Here is a 23,488-nt window from a genome sequence, read left to right as displayed (position 1 = left end):
CAGCATCGCACGGTGCGAACCGCCGGCCCGGGCTCAGCCGGAGGGGGAGTCGCCCACGATCAGGTTCCTGAGGGCCGGCATGCCGCCCTCCCGCAGGGCGCGGCGCTGCCGGTCGGCAGGCGTCCCCTCCTGGAGGAGCCGGTGCACGAGCGACGCCACCTCGCGTTCGTCGCCGGACTCGGCCAGCGCGGGGGCGACGTGGGCGAGCAGGGAGTACAGCACGTCACCGCTGCTGCGGCAGCGCCCGTCGGGATCGACCAGCGTGGAGTTCAGGCCGCGCCGGGCCGCGTGCCAGTTGGCGGCCTGCAGCAGCTCCGGCCGGCACCGGGTCGGTGGGGCCCCGGCCTTCTCCTCGGCGAGGGCGACCGCGACCAGCGCCCGTACCAGGCCGGCCAGCATGACGGCGTCGTCGGCCCGCAACTGCACGTCCAGGCACCGCACCTCGACGGTCGGGAAGCGGTCGGAGAGCCGCGCCTGCCAGTACAGCTGGCCCCGGTCGGCGATCACCCCCGAAGCCACCAGGGCATCGATCCGCTGCTCGTAGTCGGCGAGCCCGTCGAAGTACGGGGGCGGGCCGCTGACCGGCCAGCGGCCGAAGACGATCGTGCGCCAGCTCGCGAAGCCGGTGTCCTTGCCGTCCCACAGGGGGGAGTTCGCCGACATGGCCAGCAGCGTCGGGAGCCAGACCCGGATGCGGTTCAGCACCGCGACACCGGTCTCCGGATCGGGCACCCCCACATGGACGTGCATGCCGTTGATCAGCTGCTCGTCCACCAGCTGCCGGGCCTGGCCCTCCATCCTCAGGTACCTCGGCTTGCGGGTGACCGGCACCGCCGAGGTGTCCCGCAGCGGTGCGGCCCCGGCCATGGCGACCCGGCAGCCGTGCTCCTCGGCGGCGGACGCGACCGCGTGCCGCAGCCGCAGCAGGTGCCCGCCCACCTCCTCCAGCTCCGTGCAGACGGGCGTGGCGACCTCGACCTGCGCCTGCAGCAGCTCGTCCTGGACCTCGCCGTCCTCGGCGAGGGGACCGAGGCCGGCCGCCCTGCGCACGTGCTCGGCCTCGGGGACCGGCAGCACCGTCACCGGGTCCACCAGGAGGTATTCCTCTTCGACGCCGAATGTGATCACCTGGTGCGGTTACCCCGGGATCGCCCTGATCATCCGCTGCCTGAGCCGACCGGCTCAGCGGTCGGCATCTTCCGGCGGAGGGCGCTCGCCCCGCGGGGGTTGCGGGCGTACCTGCTCCTCGCGCCCGGTGCCCGGCCGCTGCCGCTTCGCGGTGTGGGCGCCGGCCTCCCGGTCGTCCCCGCCGGCCCCACCCTGCCGGACGGCCTCGTCCGCCTCGCGGCGGGCCTCCCGGTCACCGCTCTCGCCCGGGGCCTGCGACGGGGTGGTCGGCCGCCGGCCGCGGCCCTGCCCTTGCTGTGTCATCGTGTCCTCCTCCGTCGGGGGGCCGGGCTCACTGGCCCAGCTTCCGCTTGAGCTCCGCCTTGTCCATCGAGGAACGGCCGCGGAGGTTCTTGCGCTTCGCCTCCGCGTAGAGCTGGTCGTAGGTGGGGCCCTGGGCTCCCTTGTGGGAGCGCTGTCCGCCGCGCTTGGCGGAGGACATGTCCTCCAGCGACGTCCTGCTCGCCGTCTTGGACTCGCCGGCCCTGGCGCGTTCCTTGTTCACGGTCCGCGCGGCGATCTCCTTCGCCTTCTTCGGGCTCTCGCCGCGCTCCTCGGCGCTCTCCTTGATGTGCTCGTACTGTCGTTCCCGCTTGGGGCTGGAACCGCGAGGCATGACGACTCCCTTGCTGGTGTGCGGACTCTCGGTAGGTCCGGCTCTCGGTACGTCCGGCGCCTACCCGTGACGGGAAGCCGCACACGGCCGGCCCCGGAGCGGCGGTCAGTCCGGCCCCGCCAGGTGCCGTTCGGCCGCCAGGACGGCCTCGTGGACGGTCGAGCGGCCCATCAGCACGCACAGGGTGTAGGCGACGTCGTCCATGGCGCTGCGTGCCGCCCCGTCGCCGGGGGCCCCGGCGAGCCGCTCCCGGGCCGCCCGGAACCGGGCCAGGACGTCCTCGGTCCGGGCCCGGCTGGGCAGCAGCCCCACGCCCCGCCCGCCCTCCGGCCCGGACCGGGGGCTCCGCAGCGCCTCGACCGCCCGCCGCAGAGCCCGTTCCCACGGGGCGGGTACGGGTTCCCCGCGCGCGCCCGCGACCACCGCGGCCGAGAACTCCCCCACCGGTACCCGCGCCAGCTCGGCGGCTGCGGCCAGCACGAGCCGCGCCTCACGGGTCCCGCAGGGTGCCAGGGCCATCACCATGCCCGTCGCCCACTCCACCGTCTGCTCGCCACGGAGCACCGGTACATGCCCTTCAGAGGACTGATGAATGCTTTGAGAGATCACCGATCATCCTTTCAACCGAAGGCTGTGCGAGCTGCGGGGGGAAGTATGAAAGGTATGCCCGCTCCGGTTGCCTTCCCACACCCGCAGAACGCACCCCGCGCCGCCGGCTTGTAGGTTCGGCCGCATGACCTTCACCACCCCGCCCCGGCCGCTCGATGCCGAGGCGTTCTTCCCCGGGCTGGCCGCCCACCGTGCGACGGCGACCAGGCTGCACCCCCGCGCCGGTGGTCCGACGGCGCGCGACAGCCACGTCGGCGGTCCGCTGCTGTGGCCGACCGGTGAGCCGTGGCCGGTGTGCGACGAGCCGCACCGGTACGGCGGGCCGTTGCTCGCGGTGGCCCAGCTGTACGCCCGGGACGTCCCGGACCTGGCCCCCGGGCCCGACGGCTGTGATCTGCTCCAGGTGTTCTGGTGCCCCTTCGACCTCCACGGGCCCACCGGGTACGGCATGCACGTGCGGCTGAGGTGGCGGCGGTCGGCCGAGGTCCGCGAGGTGCTGGCGCCGCAGCCGCAACCCGGGCGCGTCGGCTTCGACGGCTACGTGCCCGAGCCCTGCGTGCTGCATCCGGAGCAGGTCACCGAGTACCCGTACATCGAGCTGCTGACCGGCGAACTCGGCGAGCGCGTCCAGGAGTGGGAGGACGCGCAGGAGGAGGCCGCATACGAGGCCGAGGGCGGGGACGAAGGCGAGGAGGCCGCCGCCTGGCCGAGCTATCAGAGCGACCTGTCGGTCGCGCCGGGCTGGAAGGCCGGGGGGCACGCGGCGTGGAACGTCACCGGCCCCGGGCGCATGGACTGCCCGGGCTGCGGCCACGCGATGAGACTGCTGCTGACCGTCGACTCGTACGAGTGGCGCTCCGACAGCGAGAGCTGGCGCCCACGGCCCACCGGGGCCGGGGCCGGGGCCGGGGCCGACGCGAACCGGCCGACGGGGGTCGCCGTGGGCAACTTCGGCAAGCTCAACGTCTTCGCCTGCCCACAGGATCCGGCCCACCCCCACCGCTTCAGCGTGCAGTGAGCGGGCCTGTCCGGTCTCCGTCGGGGATGCCATGATCTCGTCATGAACGCGCACACCACGGCGGCCGTCGTCCACAGCCCGGGCGGCCTGCTCCGCGACCCGGATGCGCTGGCGGCCTTGTTGACGGACTACCACCTGAGCACGGAAGCGGAGAAGGGGCTGCCCGTCGTGGACGCGACCCGGCTGCCCGCGCGCTACCTGGCCGAGATCCGGGACCCGCGGACCGCCTTCGCGGACGACACCGTCTTCCTGGCCGTCGACGCCGGCGCACCGGCGGGGTGTCTCGTGGTGACCGCTCCGGACGCGGGGACCGCGGAGATCAAGCGGGTCTGGACCGACCCGGCCCGCCGGGGACGCGGCATCGCCTCCGCTCTGCTCCACGCGGCAATCGCCCACTGCGCCGACAGGGGAGTCGCCACCGTCCGCCTGTCCGTGTGGAGTTGGCGGACCCCCGCGATCGCCCTGTACGAACGGTCGGGCTTCCGGGTGACCGGCTCCTGGGACCCGCGCGAGGACCTGGTCTGCATGGAGTACCCGGCGGCGGCCTAGGCCCTGTCGTCAAAGTCCCGCCTGGCCCGCGGCCACCCGTTCGCGCGGGGCCGGAGGCCCGTCTCACGCATGGACGCAAGGGTCCCCGGGGCCGATGGCGAGCCGCTCGGCGACCGGCTCGGGGGCGGGGACTCCAACCCGGCTGTGCACCCCGGGCGTCGGCCCTGCCCCGCTCCCTCCTGTCGAGCCGGGACACGTTCCGTCCGACCCCGCCCGGGAGCGGGCCCGGTCCGGCCCGGACTCCCGCCCCATCCGCTGCGCAGCGGCCCGGTTGCGCCGTGGCGCAGCGGTGCGGCGGGAGGATGGCGCCATGGCCGACACCTTCGTATCGCGCACCATCGACGTGACGACCGGGGACCGGGAGACCGTCCACGACCTGACCTCCGCCTGCGCCGCCTTCCTCGGGGAGGTGGCACGCGGCCGGAGCGGACTGCTCAACATCTTCACGCCGCACGCGACCGCCGGGCTGGCCGTCATCGAGACGGGAGCGGGCAGCGACGACGACCTGCTGACCGCCCTGCAGTCCCTGTTGCCGCCCGACGACCGGTGGCGGCACCGGCACGGCTCCCCGGGCCACGGACGCGACCACGTCCTGCCCGCGATCGTCCCGCCCCACGCGACGCTTCCGGTGGTGGACGGGACGCTGGAGCTCGGAACCTGGCAGTCCGTCACCCTGGTGGACACCAACCGGGACAACCCCCGCCGTCAGGTCCGGCTGTCCTTCCTCGCCGGCTGACTCGGTCGCCGAGCGGGCGCAGGGGTGAAGACGTATCCATCATGACAGGTCAGAGCGGGTTTTCGTAGGATCAAGGGCACAGTCGATTGCCCTTGTTTGGGACCCTGTGCGGCTTTCAGAATCAGCGTCATGAATCACACGGCGCACATCAGTCACGACGCGGTACTCCGAGCCCGAGTCGCCCTCCTCGGTTCCCAGGCCCTGACCGTCCGTCAGGAGGTCGCCGCATACCGCGTGCTCGCCCAGGTGAGCCCGCTCGCGTACCTGCCCCTGCTGGCCCGGGCGCTGTGCACCTACAGCCGCCAGGAGTTCGCCGTCCAGCCCGGCACGGCCCTCGCCCTGCGGGCCGAGGCGGTCGCGGCCGCACGCCGGATGTACTCCCTGGAAGCCGGAAGGGTGCAGCTGCTCATAGTCGTGCTCAGGGCTTATCGACTGCAGTTGGCCGTCATGGGGCGTCAGGAGGAACTCGGGGCGGTGGAAAGGGAAATCGCCCTGCTGGACACCGGCCACCAGGCGGAACTCGGTCCGCTGGAACATGAGATCACCCTCCTGGACGGACCCCGGGGGCGGTAGAGGGGGACGGCGGATGCGGGAGGGCGGCGCAGGGCGCGACTGCGGTCCGGCCCCGCCCCGGCCCTCACCAGCGCCAGGTGAGGGTTCCGCCCTCCGCCACTCGCGCCCAGCGTTCGGCGGCACGGTCGAGCGCCGCGCACGCCAGGGCGACCTGCCGTTCGTCGAGCGGGCTCCGGCCCACGCCCCTGCCCTCCGTGCTCAGCCCGGACCAGACGCGGTAGGTCCAGGTGACGGACAGCTCGGCCCGCATCACCGCGTCGCCGCCGCGTCGCAGGATCTTCATCCCCGACCGGCGGTGGCGGGTCGGGGCCGTCGTCTCGAACCCCTCGAAGGTGGCGCCCCGCGCCATGGCCCCCCAGAACCCGTCGGTGATCCCGAGCGCGCTCTCGACCGCCGCGTGCACCAGGTCGTGGGGCATCGTCGAACCGGTCGCCTGGGACATCAGCCGAACGTCCGGTCCCCGCCGGTCACGGACTTCGAGATCGTGCCGGTTGTCCGGAAGCTTACGGAAGATGATCTCCATCGTTCCTTCTCTCAAGGGGCTCAGCCCGGATCGTAGGCGCGGAACCCCCGCGTCCGCGCTCCCTTTTCCCGTGCGGGCGGTCCTTCCGACGTGCCGGACGTCCTGGGCTGCCCCATCCTGCTCATGGAGGGCAATCGCAGGCGACAGGCGCCGTCCGCGGAAGGAGCCGTCACCGTGTCGGAACCGCGCGACAAGCCGCCCCGCTTCACCGTGCCGGCCTGGATGCGCAAGTACACGCCGTTCCTGGGCCGGATCCTCGAACAGTTCGCCCGCGTCAACCTGCTGGACTGCGCCACCCGCCTGGCCGCGCAGGCCTTCCTCGGAGCGATCCCCGCCATCTTCGTCATCGGGGCCCTCGCACCGGACTGGATGCGCAAGCAGCTCGTCTCCACCATCAGCGGCACCCTGGGCCTCACGGGCCCGGCACTGGACCAGGTCCGCTCGGTGGTGCACAACAGCGGCGAGGACACGGCGACCATCGCCAGCACCGGGGCGGTGGGCGTCGTGGTCACGCTGCTGTCCGCGACCGCCTGTAGCCGCGCCCTCCAACGGACCTGCGAGCGCGCGTGGCACCTGCCGAAGGCGGGCGCCCGGCTCGCGGCCTGGCGCTGGGTGGCCTGGCTGCTGGTCTGGCTGACGGCCCTGTTGTTCCAGGGGCCGATTCAGCAGGCGTTCGGGGCCGGCCGGGCCCTCGGCGCGGTCGTCTCCCTGATCAGCGGCATCCTGCTGTGGTGGTGGACCCAGCACCTCCTGCTCGGCGGCCGGGTGAGGTGGCTGCCCCTGCTGCCCGGCGCGGTCCTGGTCGCGGTCGGGCAGAGCGCGTTCAGCTGGGGTTCCACGTTCTACATGCCCCGTGCCCTGAACCACAGCCTCCAGCAGTTCGGCAGCCTCGGGCTGGTCTTCGTCATCCTGTCCTGGCTGATCATGTTCTTCGTCGTCGTCACCATGGGCGTCGCCCTGGGATACGTACTGGCCCACGAGCACCTGCTGGCCCAACGGCTGGGCACCGCCGACGACCCGAAGGAGCCGGCGGCGACCGCTGCCCCGCAGTGAGCGCGGACCCGACCGCACCCGACCGCACCTCACCCGTACCGGGTGACACAAGTGGTGATCACGACCGATCACGGCTTCAGTGGAGGCTGTGGCCCGACCGCAGTGCGACCCGATGCTCACGGCCCGGTTCACGGCACCGGCCGTGCCGAAGACCCTCGTCCACCGGCCCGAGCTGCTCAGACGTCTGACGGCCGGGGTGCAGGGCCCGCTCACCCTGATCAACGGTCCGGCCGGCTCGGGCAAGACGGTGCTCACCGCCCACTGGGCGGCGGCCGGCGGCCGCACGCCGCGGCCCCCCCTGTGGCTGACCGTCGAACCCGACGACGCGCCCGGCGTTTTCTGGGCGTACGTCCTGGAGGCCCTCCACCGGGGCGGGGTCGAGCTGCCCGCCGCCGTGGGCAGACCGACCCGCGCCGAAGGAGTGACCCAGTCCTTCCTGGTACGCCTCGCGGCGGGGCTGGCCGAGTCCGAGTCCGCACGGCCCGTGGTCCTGGTGCTCGACCAGTTCGACACGGCCCAGCCGCCCGCCATGACGGAGGGCCTGGACTTCGTACTCCGGCACGCCGCCGGAGGACTGCGCATCGTCCTCACCAGCCGGACGGACTCCCTGCTCCCACTGCACCGCTACCGGGCGGCCGGCGAGATCGCGGAGATCCGGCACGCCGACCTCAGGTTCACCGACGCGGACGCCGAGGCCCTGCTGGCCGAGCACAGGCTGGACATCTCACAGGACGGCATCCGGCTGCTCGTGCAACGGACCGAGGGATGGGCCGCGGGGGTGCGGCTGTGCGCCCTCGCGATGCAGCGCAGCCCCGACCCGGAGGCCTTCGTCCGCCAGTTCGCGGCCGACCGCACCACGATCGCCGACTACCTGCTCAAAGAGGTGCTCGACGCGCAGCCGCCAGCCACCCAGGACCTGCTGCTGCGCGTCAGCGTCACGGACCGTGTCCACCCCGACCTCGCGGACGCGCTGACCGGCCGCGACGACGCCGCCCGGACCCTCGCCGGGCTGGCCCGCGACAACGCCTTCCTGGAACAGGTCGACGCATCCGCCTGGTACCGGCTGCACCCCCTGTTCGCCGAGGTCCTGCGCGCACACCTGCGTCAGCGCCACCCCGGCCTGGAGCAGCAGCTGCACGGGCGGGCGGCGCGCTGGCTCGCCGGGACCGGCCGGCTGAACGAGGCCGTGGTCCAGGGAGCGGCCGCCGGTGACTGGCCGTTCGCCGCGGGACGGCTCGTCGACGGCCTGGCGATCGGCCGGCTGTTCACCGGCCTGGAGGCGGAGCAGCTGAACCGGGCCTTCGCACCCCTGCCGGCCGACGCGCCGGGCGCGGCGCCCGCACTGGTCGGCGCCGCCGCCCGGCTCGTCGTACAGGACCTTCCCGGCTACGAGGAGGCGGTGCGGCGCGCGGACTCCCACCTGGGTCCCGGCTCCGGTGCGGCCGCCAGGTTCAGCCGGGCCTTCCTCGGCGTGCTCGCCGGGCGCGCGACCGGCGACCCCGCGGCCACCGAACGGGCGGCGGCCGACGCCGAGCGACTGCTCGGAGAACTGCCGGCCCCGCTGGTCGCCGCGCACCCCGAGCTCCGCGCCCTGCTCCTCGCGGCCCTCGGCGCGGTGAGGCTCGGCGCCGGACGGCTCGACGGCGCGCAGAGCGCCCTCACCGCGGCCGTCGACGCCTGCGCCGAGCACGCGACGGAGCCGGGAACGGAGCCCGGAACGCAGTTCCCGCTCTGCGACGCGCTCGGCTCGCTGGCCCTCGCCGAGCTGCTGCGGGGCCGGCTGCGCCAGGCTGCCGAGCACGCCCGCGCGTCCCTCGTCGTTGCCGAGCGGTCGGCGCTCCCGCCCGAGCGCCGGTCCGGTACGGGGCACCTGGTCCTGGCGGGCGTCGCCGTCGAGCAGGACGACCTGGCAGCCGCCCGCTCCCACCTGGACCTGGCGACCGCGACCGCCACCGCGGCCGCCGGCCCCCGCCCCGAACCCGCAGCAGCGGTCCAGGCGGCCGTCATCGGCGCCCGGATCGCTGCCGCGGAGGGCGACGGCGAGGCCGCGCTCGCCGTTCTCGCGCGCCTGCGCACGGCAGGTACGGCGCCGACGGCGGGGCCGCCCTCCGCGTGGGCGGCGGACGCGCTGGCCGTGGCCGAATCGGCCGCGCACCTGGCGCGAGGCGACGCCGAGGCGGCCCTGAGGGTCCTCGATGCCGCACCCTCCGGGCGGCCCGAACACGCGCTGGCCCGCGCCCGGGCCCTCCTGGCGGCCGGCCGCACCGAGCCGGCCGCGCGTGAGCTGGCGGGCCTGCCCGCGGACGGCGGCCTCGCCGCGCCGGTACGGGTGGGGGCGCGCCTGCTCGGGGCGGAGATCGCCGCGGCCGACGGCCGCACCGGCGAGGCGCAGCGGAAGCTGGCCGAGGCCGTGGACCTCGCCCGGCCCGAGGACCTGCGCCGGTCCTTCGCCGAGAGCGGGCCCTGGGTACGCCGGAACCTGCGCGAGCCCTCCCGGCCTGCACCGCGCCACGACCGTCCGGCCGACGGGCCGACCGGACCGACCGCGCCGGACGGGCTGCCGCCCGTGGTGGAGGCGCTCAGCGCACGGGAGACCGAGGTGCTGCGCCAGGCCGCCCGGATGCTGTCCACCGAGGAGATCGCGGCCGAGCTGTACGTGTCGGCCAACACGGTCAAGACCCACCTGAAGAGCATCTACCGCAAGCTCTGCGTCACCCGGCGCAGCGACGCCGTCCACCGCGCCCAGGGCCTCGGCCTGCTCTAGGTCCTGTCCGGTGCGGCGCGGCCGGCCCTCTCGCCCGTACCGGGCGATGCCGGACAGCGGATCCGGCCCGACCATGGCAAGGCAAGGCAAGGCACCTGAAGTCTTCCTTCGGAGAGAAGTGAGTGCTCTCATGCGCTACGAGTTCCGCATCTCGGGCGTCGTGCCGGACACACTCGCCGCGAACTTCCCCGAGCTCGACCGGATCCCGGTCCGGGAGCAGACGCTCCTCCTCGGCATCGTGGCGGACGAGGCACACCTGTACGGGCTCCTCACACGCTTCCAGTCCCTGGGCCTGCGGGTGCTCGAAATGCGCCAGGTACCCGCCTGACGCCGCGCCCGCTCCGCGACCCGGAAGGGAGGACCACCCGCTTCGGGTGATCACGAGAAGCCGTCGGCCGGACGACACTGGGAGGTGTGTCCGGCGCGGTACCGCCAACTGTGAGGTGAGTTCGATGGGCCAGTCGACACCGACCGGGGGAAATTGGAATACCGGCCCCGCGCCGGGCACCGCACCGCTGTCCAGCGGTGGCGACGGAACCGGAGGAGCGGTCGGCACGTTCTTCGCCGCGGTCCTCCTCGTCGTGACCGGATGCCTCGCGATCTTCCAGGGCATCGCGGCCATAGCCGAGGACGACGTGTACGCGCGCCTCGGCAGCTACGTCTTCGAATTCGACCTGACGGCCTGGGGCTGGATCCACCTCATCGTCGGACTCGTCGTCGTCCTGACCGGAGTGGGCCTGTTCCTCGGCTCGAACGTCGCCAGGGGCGCGGGCATCGCCCTCGCCAGCCTCAGCATCATCGTGAACTTCCTGTGGCTGCCGTACCAGCCGTGGTGGTCGATCATCATCATCGCGATCGACGTGTTCATCATCTGGTCCCTGTGCACGAGTTGGTCGCACAAGCCCGCGTGACGCGGTGGGCAGGCGGGCACCCGGTCCGATCGGATGCGGACCGGGTGCCGCCGTGTGCGCGGTCTCGACCGGGGCTCAGTACCCCGCCGCGCCGCGCAGTGCGCCGCGCGTGGCGTCGATCTCGTCCCGCCAGGCGCCGGAGCCGAAGGCCGCCGCGTACAGCCGCAGGCAGGTGGCCAGATGGTCGAGGTAGGCCGCGCGCAGGCGCTTCGTGTAGTGGGCGCACAGAGCGCTCGCGGACGTGCCGGCCGCGGCCGCGTCGATCACCGCCGCGGCGAGGATCGCCGTACGCAGCGCCTGGGCGGTGCCCGTGCCGCTGAGGGGGTCCTGGCGCAGAGCGCCCGCCCCGACGACCACCAGCCCGCCGCGGCCCGCAGCGGGCGGGACCGCCGGGGCGAGGCGGACCCGCGGCGCCGCGTCCAGGGCCACCGCCGTACGGGGCGCACCGCGCAGCCGGGTCGCGAGGGCGGACTCGGCCAGCAGCCGTGCGAGCAGCCCGGCCGGATCCTCGGCCGGGCCGGGCACCATCGCCTGCACGAGGCAGTCGCCCCGGCCGAGCGGCGTCAGGTGGAGCCAGCCCAGCCCGGTGCAGGCCAGCCGGGCCGTGTCCTGGTCGCGCGGGCGCCGTACGGGGGCGGTGCCGGTCAGCAGCCGTCTGCGTCCGGCCTGTTCATGAGCGGCCCGCCCGCCCGGGGCGGCCGTCACCGTCCACTGCGCCGGCTCCCCGGACAGGTCCCCGGCGCCCAGCCGCTCCCGCATCCGGGCGGCCAGCACCGCACCGTCCACCGCCCGCCCGGGCTGCGGGAACCGGGCCGCTGACGGCCCGGCCCCCCAGCGCGCGTGGCGGTGGGTGAGCGGCCAGCCGCCCTCCAGCAGCCCGCCGCCCCAGAGCGAGCCCACCAGCTCCAGGGTGGGTTCGGTCAGCAGGAGGGGCCGCGGTCCGGCCCCGGCCGCCCCCGCGGGCGGCCGGGGCGGAGCCAGCCGGACCCGGTGGCCCCGGTCGGCGAGCAGCCGCGCGCAGGTGAGCTCCGCCAGCCCCGAGCCGGCGATCTCGACGAGGGTCACCCGCCGCCACCGGGCAGGCCCGACGGGGCGGGCGTGCGCTGCGGCATGCCCCCGTCGAGCCGGGCGAGGAGCGCGATCAGCGATTCGGTGTCGCTCTGATGGCGGATCGCCATCTCCCGGACCGCTCGGTTGCCGAGGGCGTCGATCGCCTCGCGTGCCCGGGCCGCGGCCGCCGAGGCCGCTCGGATGAACTGGCCGTCGGCCCATGGGGCTTCGGCGACGGCGGACGCGGCCGGCCGCGTCCGGAGCATGGGCGGCAGGGTGAACAGGGGGCCGACGCCGCGCGCCGCGAGCTCGTGGTTGGTCTCGTGCATGTTCTGCATCACGATGCGACTGCGCCGCATCAGCTCACCGCCGGCCGTGTCGCGCCGTGCGAAGGATGCCTGGAGCGTCCCCATCAGCAGCTCGTAGTACTCGTCGCTGCGCCGGCGCAGCTCCAGGTCCGTCTCGTCCGTGGTCTCGGTGGCGAGTGGACGCAGGAACTGCTGCTCGGTCAGGCCGGCCAAGTGGCCCTGGACGGCGCGGAACCGGTGCCAGTGGTCGTTGCCCTCGTCGATGATGAGCTTGATCAGGTGGGTGAGCCGGTCGGCGTCGTGGAACCGGTCGCTGTGTTTGACCAGAGCCGCGTGCAGTTCGACGTACATGCCGTCAACGGTGCTCGGGTCGTCGGGGTCCGCGCTCGAACTCTGGCTGGGGGCCTCGACGTCGACGAACCACTGCAGCCGTTGCAGCGTGAGGCGCTCCAGACCGAACCGGTGCACCTTCTCGCGCTTGATCTCCTCCGCACGGTCGAGCACCGGTCGCCGTCCGAGCATGTCGAGCGCCTCGTTGACCCACCGCAGGTGCCGCATCTCGTCGACCGCGACCGAGAACACCTCCTGACCTGCCGCGTGGGCGCGGCGGGTGAGCTCGTCGGCGCTTGCGGGCAGCCGCATCGGGGCGTTCAGCGAGTAGTGCGCGTACAGGTACTCCACGCAGAGCGCGTGCTCCACCCCCGCCAGTTCCGTCAGCTTGTCCGCCACCTGGCCGGGCGTCATTTCGTCGGCCCCGCCGCTCCGGCCGGCGCGCACGGCCCGGGGAGCGGGCGCGCGCTCCGCGGGGTCCGGGTCGCGCTGTTCGCGGTCGTCGAGGACGACGGGGAGGACGTTCCAGTCACGCACGAGGTCGCCGTAGGTCAGCTCGAGATCCGATCGCTGCCCCCCGATGTCGCTCGTCTTGTCGGGTGCGGGCGGGTCGCTGCGGTCCCTGCGCAGGAAGTTGACCTCCGGGACGGTCCCGTCCGCGCTGCTGGTCACGTCCGGCTTGGAGGCCGCCCAGTAGTAGCAGCCGCAGTCGCGGAAGTCGTACTGCCACGGTGCGCACAGGCTGCGGGTGAGCTCACCGGGCCGGTACGCCGCGGGCTCGATCACCCCGTCGTCGTCCAGGTACCGGGCTCTGTCCGCCACCAACAGGGCGGCTTCCACCTCGCCGTTCCCACTGCGCTGCACGTAGCCGGTGTTGTTCAGCCGCGGATCGTTGAGGTCGAGCGGCTCGCCGGGCGGAGGGCCGGGGAAGTTGCGGTCGGGCAGCGGCCCGATCAGTACCGCGATCCGCCCCGGCAGCAGGTCGTGGACGTGGCGCCAGACGTCCAGGCCGTCCATCCCGGTGCAGTCCACCGTTGCGGCCCGTGCCTCGGTCTGGTCCACGGTGGTACGCCCGCACAGGGCCCGTACGTACAGGGGACGGCGGTCGTCGCTCACGTCGGTGTCGGCCAGCCCGTCCGGGGGCGGGGGGCCGCCGGCCACGGACAGGACCCGGGCGCCGTCGGCGCGGTGGAAGTCGACCCGCAGTCCGGGGAAGAACGCCGTGTCCAGGTTGCGCTGGTCGAATTCCAGCCCCGGGAAGCAGTTGTCGACGCCGCTCTCGGGACGGCTGCCGGACGGGTTGCCGCGGACCTGGTAGTCGGCGCGGGCGGTGAGGTTGCGGGGGAAGAACTTCCCGGCGGGGGGTGGGAGGTCGGGCATGGACGGCTCCTTCAGACGAGGCCGGTGGCGCCGGCGGTCGTGGCGGCGGGCTCCGGGGGGAGCCGGAAGAACTCGGGCGAGGCCTGGGACAGTTCGACGTAGGCCCGCAGGCAGAAGGCCAGCCAGCCGCGGATGTAGTCGCAGCCGGGCCGGCCGCGCCGGCTCACCTCGTGGTAGCAGCCGCCGCCGCACAGGTACCGGGCCCAGCAGGAGCGGCACGGCTCCGCCCGGTCGACGTGCCCCGCCGCCAGATGGCGCTGCCGGGCCTCCCGGTCCGGTCCGTCGGCGACCGAACCCATCGCGAAGGCCGGATCGTCGACGAGCCGGTGGCAGGCGTACAGGCCGCCCTCGGCGGAAGCGCTCAGGTACCCGGCGCCGGCGCCGCACGGGTACGGACGATGGGTGCCCCGGTGCAGTTCCCGCAGGGCGGTCAGGAAGTTCCCGAAGGGGTAGCTCCGGCCCGCCGACAGCTCGGCCAGGGCGCGCTCCCCGCACTCGACCATCTGTTCCAGGAAGCCGTCGAAGGTCCGCGCGGTGATCTCGTACGCCGGGTCGGGCGCGCTGACCACGGCGGCGAAGCCGACCTCGTCGAAGCCGAGCCCGATGCCGTGGTCCAGGACGTCCAGCAGGCGGCCGGTACGCGGGGTCACGCTGACCCGGGCGGACAGGCGGCGGGGGCGGCCGTGCCGGGCGAGCACCTCCAGACCCGCCCGCAACCGGTCGTACGCGCTCGCGCCGCCCGGAGCGCGCCGCAGCGCGTCGTGTCCGGCCCGGTCCCCGTCCAGACTGACGGTGACCGTGAACGGGTGCGCGGCGAACAACCGGGCGTCCTCGGGCCGCACGGTGGTCAGATTGGTGGTGACGGAGAACCGGACCGGGTGGCCGGTCCGGGCCCCGGCCCGCGTCGCGTACCCGACCACGTCGTGGACCAGGTCCCGGGCGAGCAGCGGCTCGCCGCCCATGAAGCCGACCACCACGTCCGCCCCGGGAGCCGCCTCCGCCAGCAGCCGGTCGACCGCCGCGTGGGCGGTGTGGCGCGGCATGGAGCGGGCGGATCCGCCGAACCGTCCCTCGTCGGCGTAGCAGTGCCCGCAGCTCAGGTTGCACGCCTGCATCACGTTGAGGGAGAGCGAGGCCAGCGGGGGCGGCTCGGCGGGCGTGCCGTCGATCCGGGGCCGCGACCACAGCGGAAGGTCCAGATCGCGGGCGAGGTCCGGGAGCGAGGCGTCCGGCGCGGCCGTCCACCGCTCCACCCGGGCGGCGAGGGGCTCGGGCAGGTCGTACACGCGGCTGCCGTCCGCCACGAACAGGTGGGCGCCGTGGGCGCTGCGGAAGACCTTGGCCTCGGCGGAAGGGGGCGGCGGCCCGGGGGCCGGCGCGGCGGGCCCCTCCGGTGGCGGATCCGGGGGCCGCCGTCCGATCTGGAGCAGTACGGTCATGATTCCGGCTCCGTGTCCTCGCGCAGCTTCTCCGCCCAGCGCACCAGGAGGTCGTACTGCCGGCGTGTCAGATGCATCGGATACGCGTCGGATCCGCGCATGTTGCTGGGCATCTGCCGGGTGTAGAACCGCGGTGAGTCCAGCGTGACGCTCCCCGATCCGCCGGACCGGGCGGGCGCGCGGACCTGCTCGCGGATCAGGTCGGGATCTTCGCGGATCATGTCCTCCAGCACCTCCAGGGCCGGGAAGCGGCGGTGGCGGCGCCGGCCCCGCTCGGTGAGCCCGAGCAACAGGCCGAGCAGCGGCTCGGGGGGATCGAAGGTCAGGGCGCGGGCGTCGGCAGGGGCCAGGTTCAGCAAGCGGGCCAGGTACGCGTTCTCCGCGGTGGACCGCTCGTTCTGGACGTCCACGTTGACCGCGCCCATCGTTTCCAGGACCCGCTCGAACAGGTCGCGCACCTCCTGGGCGGTCTGCTTCTCGTCCTCCACGTAGTCGGGCCGGTGCACGTCCGCGCGCTGCACGCGGTCGGCCAGCCCGTCGGCCAGGGACACGAACGGCCTGCGGTCGGGGGAGAAGCGGGGCGGGGCGGCCACGATCCGCGCGGTGGCCGTCAGCCCGGCGGCCGGGAGTGCGACGGTCACCGTGCCGTCGCACACGTCGTCGACGAGGCCGACGCTGCGCCACCCGTTCTCGGCGCCCGCGAAGAGCAGACCGGGAGCGGTCCGGATGTCGGCGCTGCCGACCCTGAAGCCGCACCAGGCCGCGTCGGGATTGAGGATCAAACACTCGGCCGGAGGTTCGTAGCCGGTGTCGGGATCGAGGCCACGGGGGCCGTAGACGGCGCCCACCGCCGGGGTGAACCGCAGCCGCAGCTCGGGCAGCTCGGCATTGGGCGCGGGCAGTTGAACGGAACCGAGCGGCAGGATTTCACCGGCCGGGACGAGGGGCTGCTGTGCGTCCTGTGGCGACCGGCCTTCCAGGACGTGCCGCCGGTGGTCGTCGCCGGTCAGGTCGACCCGGGCCTCGATCCGGTCACCGGCCTGCTGGGTGATGTGGTGTGCTTTGAGGTTCGCGACGGAGACTTCCCACCGGACGTCCTCCAGACGCAGCCCGGAGCGCGTGAGCACCTGTTCGGTCACGGGGCCGGTGCCGGACTCCCCGTCGATGGTCCATTCGCCGTGCACCTCGAAGTAGGGGCACACCGGCCGCCAGCCGATGTCGTCCTTGAACTGCACGCGTTGTGAAGGGCGCTCGCTGAGTCCGCCGTCCTCGTCGAGGTCCAGCGTCAGATCCGGAAGGACGGTGGTCTTGCCGGTGCCGCGCGGTGTGAGGTCGCTCGGTCCGTAGCGGTAGTTGTCGCACGGCACGGGGGAGGGGCCCAGACGGGCGAAGGCGAGGGGTGGCTGGATCCAGAGTCGTTCGATCACCGGCATCTCCTTGTGATCGGTACGGAGGGGAGGGAGCACGGCGCGACATGACAGCGCTGCGTAATCAAAAGTACAGCACTGGTGACTTTGAGTCACCATCCGGCGCGTTCGGGAGCGGCGCCGCCGGCCGCGGCCCGTGCTCGCGACGGCGCCCGGGTTCCGCTCCCGGGTGCTGGACTGCGCCGTCGCTCGCGGGCTCGGCCAAGTGGCCCATGTGGAAGCGGAGTTCGTGTCGGATCCGCTGATCCGGCGACGGCCCGGCCGGCCCCAAGGGGTGGGGGGATGTCCCGGTCTCCGGGGCAGAGGCCCGAACTGGTGTGTTCGAACAGGAAATTCGAGCCGGTGCCGCAGGCGCGTCGCCCCCGCGCCGCGCCGCGGATACCTCCAAACGGAGGCCGCGGGGGCACCTCTTCGAGCGAACGGGGCCGTCCGGGCTTCGGTCGGCGGTGGTCGGCTGCCGAAGAAGGAGGGGCGGCCCCCCTCGGGGCCGTGCGGTGCTCCGGCACCGTCGTGCACGACAAGGAGATTCCACGTGTCGCGTGTTTGGAAGAGTGCGGGCCTCGCCCTGGTGATGGGCCTGGCGGTCATCGGCGGTGCGTCCTCGGCCTCGGCGGACTCCGTCGCGGAGGGCTACGCGGTCGGCTCGCCGGGCGTCCTCTCGGGCAACGTCGTCCAGATCCCGATCCACATTCCGATCAACGTGTGCGGGAACAGCGTCAATGTGATCGGCGCGCTCAACCCGGCCGCCGGCAACATCTGCATCAACACCTGAGGGTCGTAGCGCCGAGCCCGTCCCGGTCGGACCTCCGGCCGGGACGGGCCGTACGTCCGGTCCGCGTCAGGACAGGGTGCGTACCCGCTGGTCGCGCAGTTCGTAGCGGGCTGCGACGACGGCCAGTCCACCCGTCGCCACCTTCCCCGCGAGGTCGGGCTCCGCGGCCAGTCGTCGGCGGACGCCGAGCACGTGCGCGTTGATCGTCGCGTCGACCCGGGCGTCACCCTCCTGGCCCCGGTCTATGGACGGTCGGATCTGCTCCGCCAGGTACTGGACGTGGGCGGGGAGCGGCTCGCCCGTCTCGTCCGCGTGGACCGCCGCGGCCACGGCCCCGCAGGACTGGTGGGCCAGTACGAGCACCAGCGGTACGTGCAGCTCCAGCACCCCGTACGCGATGCTCCCGAGCACGGCCTCGTCCAGCACCTCGCCCGCCGACCGGACGGTCAGCAGATCTCCCAGCCCCTGGTCGAAGACCAGTTCGGGCGACACGCGCGAGTCGACGCAGCCCAGCACGACCGCGAACGGGTGCTGGCCCTGGACGAGCCGGCGGCGCAGGGACGCGGACTCGTGCGGGTGTTCCTGGTGCCGGGTCCGCCAGCGGTGGTTGCCGGCGGCCAGCCGGCGCAGCGCCTGCTCGGGCGTGGTGACGGGTTCGGTGCTCTCGGCCTCCCGTGAGGCGGCGGAAGCGGGAGCGGCCGAACCGAGTGCCAGACCCGCGCCGGCAGCGGTGGCCGTACCGGCGACGGCGGTGCGCAGCAGGGCGCGTCGACTCTGCGCCGCTGCTGGGGGAGTTCGCGGGTTCGAAAACATGGGCGGACCCTAACCCGGGCCGTGTGCGCGGTAGTTGTTCCGGCGGACACAATGGCGCGATCGCTCGCGAGCCGGGCCGGATGGGGGCGGGATCCTCTCACCCTGCGGGCGGCGTCCGTCTCACGAGGCTCTCGGGGCGGCTTCCGGGCGGGTGCCGCGGAGAGCCCGCCGGGCGTCGAGGCGCCGCGCCGCGACCTGCGCCGCCGCCATGCGCCGCGCCTCCGCAGCCAGCGCCCCTTCCCCTTCTCCGGTCAGGCGGTAGTACCGGCGCAGCCGCCCGCGGTGCACCTCGTCGTGGTCCGGTTCGATGAGGCCTTCGGCCGATAGCCGGTCCAGTACCCCGTACAGCGTGCCGAGCCGCGGCAGGACCTCGCCCTCGCACAGGGTTCCGGCCTCCTGTGCGATGTCCCAGCCGAAGCCGCCCCGTTCTCCGGGTCGCCGCACCGCCGGACCGGGCGGGAGGAGTCGGGAACCAGCATGGGAGCAGCTCCTTCTCAGGAGGCGGAAAGGGCAGGAAGCGGGACGAAACGGCCCGCAATCAGGGTCCCAGCGGCCGGGTCCGCGTGGCCATCGGCATCTCGGCCGACCGCCCGCGGCCGAACGGACGGTCCGGGGGACCGCGCCGCCGCGGCTGACCCTCGTGCGGCGTCGAGCCATGGGCGTGCGAGGCTTGCCCGACACCCGGAAGGAGATCACAGATGCACACGCCGAGCCGGCCCGAAGACCTCGACCACCCCGAGCAGTTGTGGGCCAGGGCGGTGATCATGGCCATGGTCGACGCCGCCTGCTCCACCCGCACGGAGTTCGCCCTCGACGAGGACGGCCTGTGGTGCCACAGCACGGGCGGCGACGGCTGGTGGCGCCTCAGCGTGTTCGACGAAGGACGCGCGGTGTTCTGCGGACAGGACCCCGACGGCAGCCACACGCACGTCGGCGGTGAGCAGATCGACTTCCTGGCGGGCGGGCCCGACTGGCTGCCCTGGGACCTCCTGCGGGACGACGCCGCCGGCAACATGTTCGGCTTCGTCTACTGGTGGGAGAACGGCGCCTGGCACCGCATCCCGTACCCGCAGGAGGTGCGCGAGGACGGGCTGGAGGGAGCCGCGCCCTGGGTCGGCTCGCACGAGGAGTTCCTCGGGCTGACGGCTTCCTCCTTCGACGTCCCCTACGTGCACGAGCGGGCCCTCACCGAGACCGTCGACCGGTTCGCGGCACTCGTACGGGAGGGCAAGGCCGACGCCGACGCGGTGACGGCGCTGCTGACCGCGCCCGGCGCCGAAGGCCGCCCCGCGCCGCGCGTCGACGTGGCGCTCGGCATTGCCACCCGCGCGGGCATCCTGGCCTGATCCGGCCGAAGCCGGCCAGGGCGTCCGCTACTTGAGGGCGGCGAACGCCCTGGTGAAGGCCAGCGGCTGCTGGAGGATCGAACTGCACGTGGCGTCCGCGTGGTTGACGGCTCCGGCCGCGCACTGCTTGTCACGCGTGGAGGACCACATCGCCAGCCTGCCGATCCCCTTCGACGCCGCGAACTCCACGAGCTGCGTCGCGTCCGCGACGGTGAAGATCTCGCTGGTCACGTCGTTGACGCCGATCATCGGCGTGACGGCCACGGCCTTCCACGCCGCGGCGTCGGAGAGCCCGAGCACCCCCTTGATCTGGGCCTGGGTGGCCGTCGCGGCCTGGATCGCGTACTGCCCCATGTCCCCGCTGTACGCGGGACCGTAGTCCATCGCCATGATGTTGACGGCGTCGACGCGGACGCCGTTCTTCCGGGCGTCGGCCAGCAGCGCCACGCCCGGCTGGGTCAGGCCCTCGGGCATCACGGGCAGGGTGAAGGCCACGTCGAGGCCCGGGTGGGCCTTCTGGAGCTTGGCGATGGCCTGCGCGCGGCGGGCGTTGGCGGCCGTGTCCGGCAGGGCCGCGCCCTCGATGTCGAAGTCGACCTTGGTGAGTCGGTAGTGGTCGACGACCTTTGCGTAGGCGGCGGCGAGGTCGTCCACGGTGGCGCAGTTCAGGGCGAGTTCGTGCCCGGCGGCTCCGCCGAAGGACACCCGGACGTCGCCGCCCTTGGCGCGCAGCGCGCCGATCTGCGCGGCGACCTTGTCGTTCGCGAGATCGGTGACGCCGCCCCACTTCGGTGCGCAGCTTCCGCCGGAGGTGATGAAGGCCAGGTGGAACTCCTTCACGCCGGTCTGCGCGGCGGTGTCCAGCAGGTCGTACGCGGGGTACAGCGAGGTGTCCACGTACGGGGCGAAGCGCGCCCCGCCGCCGACGGGGGCGGGGGCGGTCGCCGTGGGGGAGGGCGACGCGGTCCGGGTCGGCGCGGCGGAGGTGGGTGACGCGGTCGGGGCCGTGGTCGGAGCCGCGGTGGCGGTGGGACGGGCGGTGGGGCGCCCGCTCGGCTGGGCCGTCGCGCCCTGGTCCACGGAGCACTTCACCCCGTTGATGCGGCAGCCGGTCGGGTCGCCCGGCGCCCCGGAGCCGCTCGCGACGAAGCCGACGGTGACGGAGGCGCCGGCCGCCAGCTGCCCGTTCCAGCTCGCGGGCTTCACGGTGACGCGCTGCCCGGCGGCGGTGTGGGTGCCGTTCCAGAGCGAGTCGATCTTCGTGCCCGGCGGCAGGTCGAACTCCAGCGTCCAGCCCGACTGCGCCTGCCCGGTGCTGTTGGTGATGACGTACTGCCCGGTGTAACCACCGCTCCAGGAGCTGGACTTCGTGTAGACGGCGCCGACGGAGCCGGCGTGGGCGGTCCCGGTGAGCGCGAAGGCCGCACCGCCGATCACCGCCGCCGCCACGATCGCGCCCGTGACCCTCGCCGTACGACTCGTCCTGCGCCGGTGACCGACTGTGCTGCCCATCGCGTGCCTGCCTCTGTGTTACTGGGGAGTTGGGGTTGCGGCAGCACGCTAGCCGCACCGAAACGGACATTCGTTCGTTTCGGTGCGGCCCTGATGAGCCTTAGGTTCCGCTTAAGGCAGGGGAAAGCGGGACATCAGGAAGCGGCGGCCGGCTCGCGGTGTGGGGTGGTGCCGTCGGTCGTACGGTGGAAGGGGGCACGGAAACGACCGCGGGCGAGGTGTGTTCCATGCGAAGGCCCATCCGAACCGCCGGGGTCCTCACCGGCCTGGTCCTCACGCTCGGCGGCATCGTCGCCGCCGCTCCGACCGCTCCGGCGGACATCCCCGCCTGCACGCAGATGGCCGCGCAATCCGGCACGGAGACCACCGACGCCGTCACGGCCGCCTGCCGGCGCGGCGTGGTGGGAGACCTCCAGGGCTGCGTGATCGGCCTCACCGAAGCCGGAGTCCCGGGCGGCGCCGCGAGCGGCGCCTGCCGCCTCGCGGCCCACGAACCGCGCTAGCGGCGCGGGGTAAGCAGGGCGAGCGGCAACGGCGTTGTGGCGCTGGCTTGTACCCTCGGCGGGGGAGGACTTCCCATCGTGACCACACGCCGGCGCTGAGTGCGGGGGGCGGCGTTCCGGGGGATCTGTACTCCACCTCCTCGGCCGTCGGCACGTGCAGGGCAACTCGGTGGAGACATGGCGGAGTACACGGACACATCACTGAGTCTGGGCGTCCTGGCCGTGGCGGGTTCGGCGCTGGTGCTCCGGCTGGTGTCGCTGCCGCTGCTGCCACGGGCCCAGCAGGCCGGACCCGAGCCGGCCGCACCGACGGCGCGGCCCTCGTCGAGCTCCTGACGGCGCACCAGGAGCCGCGGACCCCGCTGCCCGATCCGCGCGCGGTCCGGGACCAGACCACCCAGGGCTGGCGCACGCTCGCCCTCTGATCCGCGGCCCGGCCCGGCCCGGCTCCCCCACCCCGGCCGAATCAGCCGTGGGTCGCGTCGATCACGCAGAAGCGGTTGCCCTCAGGGTCCGCCAGCACCACGAAGTCCGGGTCCTGCGGGTACGAGTCCCAGTCCACGTGCCGGGCCCCCAGCGCCACCAGGCGCGCCACCTCCGCCGCCTGCTGGGCCGCGTCCGCCGCGTACAGGTCGAGGTGGACGCGGGGGCGTTCCTGAACGGGCGTGGTGCTGCGCCCGAGCGCCAGTCCGGGCCCGCCGCCGTCGGCCGGGACCAGGACGGTCCAGCCGTCGTCCACCTCGCCGTCGCGCGGTACGTAACCCAGCGCCCCGGACCAGAATTCCGCGGCCCGCCGCACGTCCGCGGCGCCCATGACGATCGTTCCGATGGTCAGCATGATCCGATTCTGGCAAACCCCGGCCGGTCAGGTCGTCTCCGGTGGATCAGGGCTGCGCAGGCCCCGCGGGCCCCGCGGGGCGCTCGACCGCGACCATCGCGGCGTCGTCGTCGAGGGTGTTCCCGGCCGCGTGCGCGAGCAGGTCCTCGCACAGGTGGTCCAGCAGCGCCTGCGGGTGCATGCCGGTCCACGCGGCGGCGCGCTCCGCGAGGGGGTAGAAGGTGCCCGCCCGGTCGCGCGCCTCCAGGACGCCGTCCGTGTACAGGAGCAGGACGTCACCGGGCCCGAAGGCAAAGGTCTGGGCGGTGACCGCCCCGGCCACGAGCCCGGCGAGACCCAGCGGCGGCGCGGACCGGGCCACCTCGAGCCCCACGGCTCCGCCGTCCCGGAGCAGGACCAGCGGCGGCGGATGCCCGCAGCTGACCAGGCGCAGCACCGGTTCGTCGTCCGGGATCTCCAGCACGGCCGCGGTCACGAAGCTCTCGCCCTCGTCCCCGCCGTCCAGGTCCGCGGAGACCGCGGCCTCCAGGTAGTCCACCAGGCCGGAGAGCTCGGCCTCCTGGTGGGCGGAGGCCCGGAAGGCGCCGAGCACGAGCGCGGCGTCCCCGACCGCCTCGAGGCCCTTGCCGCGGACATCGCCGATGATCAGCCGCGTCCCCGTGGCCGTACGGGCGGCCGCGTACAGGTCGCCGCCGATCTGGGCCTCCGCCGCCGCGGCCAGGTACACCGACGCGACGCCCAGCGGGCCGATCCGGTCGCGCAGCGGCCGCAGGACCACCTGCTGGGCGGTCTCGGCCACCGTGCGCAGCTGCACCACCTCCTTCTCGTGCACCTCCCGCAGGTGGGCGAAGAAGGTCACGAAGACCGAGATCATGACGAGCGCGATGATCTGGAAGGTGTGGTTCAGGTCGGTCAGGGTGGTGCGCGTCACCGAGACGATCACCTGGGCCAGCACGGCCACCAGACCCACGAACCCCGTCATCCGGGGCCCCGCGAACGAAGCCGTCATGGCCGGTGCGGCGGCCAGGAACGGCCCGAGGTGCACCTCTGGCGGAGCGAGGACGTCGACCACCGTCACGACGGCGATGAGCACGAACGGGGCCGCCAGCTGGGCGTGGCTCAGCTGCCGGGACCGGTGGTGACGCGTGAGCGGCGGCCGGAGATCCATCCCACCTGCATACACCGCGAAGCGATCGTGGTCCCCGAAGCCAGGCCGTCGGTGGACCGGCCGGTCCACCGACGGTTCAGTCG

26 protein-coding genes are annotated in these 23,488 nt (G+C 73.8%); 12 read left to right on the top strand and 14 right to left on the bottom strand.

Going from position 1 to position 23,488, the window contains the following annotated elements:
- Window positions 1-33: 33 nt before the first annotated feature.
- From OHA91_RS03680 to OHA91_RS03665, 4 genes are all read right to left on the bottom strand, one after another.
- Window positions 34-1,128, bottom strand: a complete 1,095-nt coding sequence (locus OHA91_RS03680; protein WP_266495482.1) for a carboxylate-amine ligase — start codon at window positions 1,126-1,128, stop codon at window positions 34-36.
- A gap of 54 nt (window positions 1,129-1,182) precedes the next feature.
- Window positions 1,183-1,431, bottom strand: coding sequence for a hypothetical protein (locus OHA91_RS03675; protein ID WP_266495484.1), 249 nt, complete (start codon window positions 1,429-1,431; stop codon window positions 1,183-1,185).
- A 28-nt stretch (window positions 1,432-1,459) separates the two neighbouring features.
- Window positions 1,460-1,783 (bottom strand): plasmid stabilization protein, encoded by a 324-nt coding sequence (locus OHA91_RS03670; protein ID WP_266495487.1) that lies wholly within the window; start codon window positions 1,781-1,783, stop codon window positions 1,460-1,462.
- Window positions 1,784-1,888: 105 nt separating this feature from the next.
- Entirely contained in the window at window positions 1,889-2,347 is a 459-nt protein-coding gene (locus tag OHA91_RS03665; protein WP_266495490.1) for a DUF5133 domain-containing protein, read from the bottom strand.
- A 169-nt stretch (window positions 2,348-2,516) separates the two neighbouring features.
- Here OHA91_RS03665 and OHA91_RS03660 point away from each other — a divergent pair, with 169 nt between their 5' ends.
- The 4 genes from OHA91_RS03660 to OHA91_RS03645 all read left to right on the top strand — a co-directional run bounded on the left by OHA91_RS03660 (window position 2,517) and on the right by OHA91_RS03645 (window position 5,268).
- Window positions 2,517-3,410, top strand: a complete 894-nt coding sequence (locus OHA91_RS03660) for a YwqG family protein (RefSeq protein WP_266495492.1) — start codon at window positions 2,517-2,519, stop codon at window positions 3,408-3,410.
- A 42-nt stretch (window positions 3,411-3,452) separates the two neighbouring features.
- On the top strand, window positions 3,453-3,959 hold the full coding sequence (locus OHA91_RS03655; RefSeq protein ID WP_266495493.1) for a GNAT family N-acetyltransferase: 507 nt from the start codon (window positions 3,453-3,455) through the stop codon (window positions 3,957-3,959).
- Between the two features lie 310 nt (window positions 3,960-4,269).
- On the top strand, window positions 4,270-4,695 hold the full coding sequence (locus tag OHA91_RS03650) for a YjbQ family protein (RefSeq protein ID WP_266495495.1): 426 nt from the start codon (window positions 4,270-4,272) through the stop codon (window positions 4,693-4,695).
- 129 nt (window positions 4,696-4,824) lie between these two features.
- Window positions 4,825-5,268: a hypothetical protein gene (locus tag OHA91_RS03645; RefSeq protein WP_266495497.1), complete on the top strand. Its 444-nt coding sequence runs from the start codon at window positions 4,825-4,827 to the stop codon at window positions 5,266-5,268.
- Window positions 5,269-5,332: 64 nt separating this feature from the next.
- On the opposite strand, the gene OHA91_RS03640 is transcribed toward OHA91_RS03645, so the two are convergent.
- Complete coding sequence (locus OHA91_RS03640) at window positions 5,333-5,710, bottom strand: hypothetical protein (RefSeq protein ID WP_266495498.1); 378 nt, start codon at window positions 5,708-5,710, stop codon at window positions 5,333-5,335.
- Between the two features lie 255 nt (window positions 5,711-5,965).
- Between OHA91_RS03640 and OHA91_RS03635 the strand changes: the two genes are divergently transcribed.
- The 4 genes from OHA91_RS03635 to OHA91_RS03620 all read left to right on the top strand — a co-directional run bounded on the left by OHA91_RS03635 (window position 5,966) and on the right by OHA91_RS03620 (window position 10,519).
- Entirely contained in the window at window positions 5,966-6,844 is an 879-nt protein-coding gene (locus OHA91_RS03635) for a YhjD/YihY/BrkB family envelope integrity protein (protein ID WP_266495500.1), read from the top strand.
- Between the two features lie 88 nt (window positions 6,845-6,932).
- Window positions 6,933-9,608, top strand: a complete 2,676-nt coding sequence (locus OHA91_RS03630) for a LuxR C-terminal-related transcriptional regulator (RefSeq protein WP_328738559.1) — start codon at window positions 6,933-6,935, stop codon at window positions 9,606-9,608.
- Between the two features lie 130 nt (window positions 9,609-9,738).
- Window positions 9,739-9,936, top strand: a complete 198-nt coding sequence (locus OHA91_RS03625; RefSeq protein WP_030662027.1) for a hypothetical protein — start codon at window positions 9,739-9,741, stop codon at window positions 9,934-9,936.
- A 124-nt stretch (window positions 9,937-10,060) separates the two neighbouring features.
- On the top strand, window positions 10,061-10,519 hold the full coding sequence (locus OHA91_RS03620) for a DUF7144 family membrane protein (RefSeq protein WP_266495516.1): 459 nt from the start codon (window positions 10,061-10,063) through the stop codon (window positions 10,517-10,519).
- 75 nt (window positions 10,520-10,594) lie between these two features.
- On the opposite strand, the gene OHA91_RS03615 is transcribed toward OHA91_RS03620, so the two are convergent.
- From OHA91_RS03615 to OHA91_RS03600, 4 genes are read right to left on the bottom strand one after another with little or no spacing between them, the layout of a single operon-like run.
- A complete protein-coding gene (locus tag OHA91_RS03615; protein ID WP_266495518.1) occupies window positions 10,595-11,584 on the bottom strand; it encodes a hypothetical protein in 990 nt (329 codons plus the stop codon).
- Window positions 11,581-13,587: a ferritin-like domain-containing protein gene (locus OHA91_RS03610; protein WP_328738558.1), complete on the bottom strand. Its 2,007-nt coding sequence runs from the start codon at window positions 13,585-13,587 to the stop codon at window positions 11,581-11,583. The genes OHA91_RS03615 and OHA91_RS03610 overlap by 4 nt, the downstream gene beginning before the upstream one ends.
- Window positions 13,588-13,598: 11 nt before the next feature.
- Window positions 13,599-15,026 carry a radical SAM/SPASM domain-containing protein gene (locus OHA91_RS03605; protein ID WP_328738557.1) on the bottom strand — a complete coding sequence of 476 codons (1,428 nt, stop codon included), beginning with the start codon at window positions 15,024-15,026 and terminating at the stop codon, window positions 13,599-13,601.
- Complete coding sequence (locus OHA91_RS03600) at window positions 15,023-16,453, bottom strand: hypothetical protein (RefSeq protein ID WP_266495528.1); 1,431 nt, start codon at window positions 16,451-16,453, stop codon at window positions 15,023-15,025. The genes OHA91_RS03605 and OHA91_RS03600 overlap by 4 nt, the downstream gene beginning before the upstream one ends.
- Window positions 16,454-16,985: 532 nt before the next feature.
- Between OHA91_RS03600 and OHA91_RS03595 the strand changes: the two genes are divergently transcribed.
- Entirely contained in the window at window positions 16,986-17,225 is a 240-nt protein-coding gene (locus tag OHA91_RS03595; protein WP_308288989.1) for a chaplin, read from the top strand.
- Between the two features lie 66 nt (window positions 17,226-17,291).
- Here OHA91_RS03595 and OHA91_RS03590 read toward each other — a convergent pair whose 3' ends face one another.
- Window positions 17,292-18,038 carry a carbonic anhydrase gene (locus OHA91_RS03590; RefSeq protein WP_328738556.1) on the bottom strand — a complete coding sequence of 249 codons (747 nt, stop codon included), beginning with the start codon at window positions 18,036-18,038 and terminating at the stop codon, window positions 17,292-17,294.
- A 120-nt stretch (window positions 18,039-18,158) separates the two neighbouring features.
- Complete coding sequence (locus OHA91_RS03585; RefSeq protein ID WP_266495534.1) at window positions 18,159-18,482, bottom strand: helix-turn-helix transcriptional regulator; 324 nt, start codon at window positions 18,480-18,482, stop codon at window positions 18,159-18,161.
- A gap of 254 nt (window positions 18,483-18,736) precedes the next feature.
- On the opposite strand from OHA91_RS03585, the gene OHA91_RS03580 reads away from it, so the two are divergent.
- Complete coding sequence (locus tag OHA91_RS03580; RefSeq protein WP_266495537.1) at window positions 18,737-19,384, top strand: hypothetical protein; 648 nt, start codon at window positions 18,737-18,739, stop codon at window positions 19,382-19,384.
- Between the two features lie 27 nt (window positions 19,385-19,411).
- Here OHA91_RS03580 and OHA91_RS03575 read toward each other — a convergent pair whose 3' ends face one another.
- Window positions 19,412-20,896 carry a cellulose binding domain-containing protein gene (locus OHA91_RS03575; RefSeq protein ID WP_266495539.1) on the bottom strand — a complete coding sequence of 495 codons (1,485 nt, stop codon included), beginning with the start codon at window positions 20,894-20,896 and terminating at the stop codon, window positions 19,412-19,414.
- Between the two features lie 227 nt (window positions 20,897-21,123).
- Between OHA91_RS03575 and OHA91_RS03570 the strand changes: the two genes are divergently transcribed.
- Together OHA91_RS03570 and OHA91_RS03565 are read left to right on the top strand one after the other, a co-directional pair.
- Entirely contained in the window at window positions 21,124-21,399 is a 276-nt protein-coding gene (locus tag OHA91_RS03570) for a hypothetical protein (protein WP_266495542.1), read from the top strand.
- Window positions 21,400-21,576: 177 nt separating this feature from the next.
- Window positions 21,577-21,735 (top strand): hypothetical protein, encoded by a 159-nt coding sequence (locus OHA91_RS03565; RefSeq protein WP_266495546.1) that lies wholly within the window; start codon window positions 21,577-21,579, stop codon window positions 21,733-21,735.
- Window positions 21,736-21,865: 130 nt separating this feature from the next.
- On the opposite strand, the gene OHA91_RS03560 is transcribed toward OHA91_RS03565, so the two are convergent.
- A complete protein-coding gene (locus OHA91_RS03560) occupies window positions 21,866-22,237 on the bottom strand; it encodes a VOC family protein (RefSeq protein WP_266495547.1) in 372 nt (123 codons plus the stop codon).
- A gap of 46 nt (window positions 22,238-22,283) precedes the next feature.
- Window positions 22,284-23,405: a PP2C family protein-serine/threonine phosphatase gene (locus tag OHA91_RS03555; protein ID WP_266495550.1), complete on the bottom strand. Its 1,122-nt coding sequence runs from the start codon at window positions 23,403-23,405 to the stop codon at window positions 22,284-22,286.
- Between the last annotated feature and the right edge of the window lie 83 nt (window positions 23,406-23,488).

This window comes from Streptomyces erythrochromogenes (assembly GCF_036170895.1).
Lineage (GTDB): Bacteria > Actinomycetota > Actinomycetes > Streptomycetales > Streptomycetaceae > Streptomyces > Streptomyces erythrochromogenes.
This window is presented reverse-complemented; position numbering and strand designations above follow the sequence as displayed.

Bases quoted from the DNA above. Each gene is read 5' to 3' on its own strand.
- OHA91_RS03675 (WP_266495484.1), bottom strand. From the start codon at position 1,431: ATGACACAGCAAGGGCAGGGCCGCGGCCGGCGGCCGACCACCCCGTCG.
- OHA91_RS03670 (WP_266495487.1), bottom strand. From the start codon at position 1,783: ATGCCTCGCGGTTCCAGCCCCAAGCGGGAACGACAGTACGAGCACATC.
- OHA91_RS03660 (WP_266495492.1), top strand. From the start codon at position 2,517: ATGACCTTCACCACCCCGCCCCGGCCGCTCGATGCCGAGGCGTTCTTC.
- OHA91_RS03655 (WP_266495493.1), top strand. From the start codon at position 3,453: ATGAACGCGCACACCACGGCGGCCGTCGTCCACAGCCCGGGCGGCCTG.
- OHA91_RS03650 (WP_266495495.1), top strand. From the start codon at position 4,270: ATGGCCGACACCTTCGTATCGCGCACCATCGACGTGACGACCGGGGAC.
- OHA91_RS03645 (WP_266495497.1), top strand. From the start codon at position 4,825: ATGAATCACACGGCGCACATCAGTCACGACGCGGTACTCCGAGCCCGA.
- OHA91_RS03640 (WP_266495498.1), bottom strand. From the start codon at position 5,710: ATGTCCCAGGCGACCGGTTCGACGATGCCCCACGACCTGGTGCACGCG.
- OHA91_RS03625 (WP_030662027.1), top strand. From the start codon at position 9,739: ATGCGCTACGAGTTCCGCATCTCGGGCGTCGTGCCGGACACACTCGCC.
- OHA91_RS03620 (WP_266495516.1), top strand. From the start codon at position 10,061: ATGGGCCAGTCGACACCGACCGGGGGAAATTGGAATACCGGCCCCGCG.
- OHA91_RS03610 (WP_328738558.1), bottom strand. From the start codon at position 13,587: ATGCCCGACCTCCCACCCCCCGCCGGGAAGTTCTTCCCCCGCAACCTC.
- OHA91_RS03605 (WP_328738557.1), bottom strand. From the start codon at position 15,026: ATGACCGTACTGCTCCAGATCGGACGGCGGCCCCCGGATCCGCCACCG.
- OHA91_RS03590 (WP_328738556.1), bottom strand. From the start codon at position 18,038: ATGTTTTCGAACCCGCGAACTCCCCCAGCAGCGGCGCAGAGTCGACGC.
- OHA91_RS03580 (WP_266495537.1), top strand. From the start codon at position 18,737: ATGCACACGCCGAGCCGGCCCGAAGACCTCGACCACCCCGAGCAGTTG.
- OHA91_RS03575 (WP_266495539.1), bottom strand. From the start codon at position 20,896: ATGGGCAGCACAGTCGGTCACCGGCGCAGGACGAGTCGTACGGCGAGG.
- OHA91_RS03570 (WP_266495542.1), top strand. From the start codon at position 21,124: ATGCGAAGGCCCATCCGAACCGCCGGGGTCCTCACCGGCCTGGTCCTC.
- OHA91_RS03565 (WP_266495546.1), top strand. From the start codon at position 21,577: ATGGCGGAGTACACGGACACATCACTGAGTCTGGGCGTCCTGGCCGTG.
- OHA91_RS03560 (WP_266495547.1), bottom strand. From the start codon at position 22,237: ATGCTGACCATCGGAACGATCGTCATGGGCGCCGCGGACGTGCGGCGG.
- OHA91_RS03555 (WP_266495550.1), bottom strand. From the start codon at position 23,405: ATGGATCTCCGGCCGCCGCTCACGCGTCACCACCGGTCCCGGCAGCTG.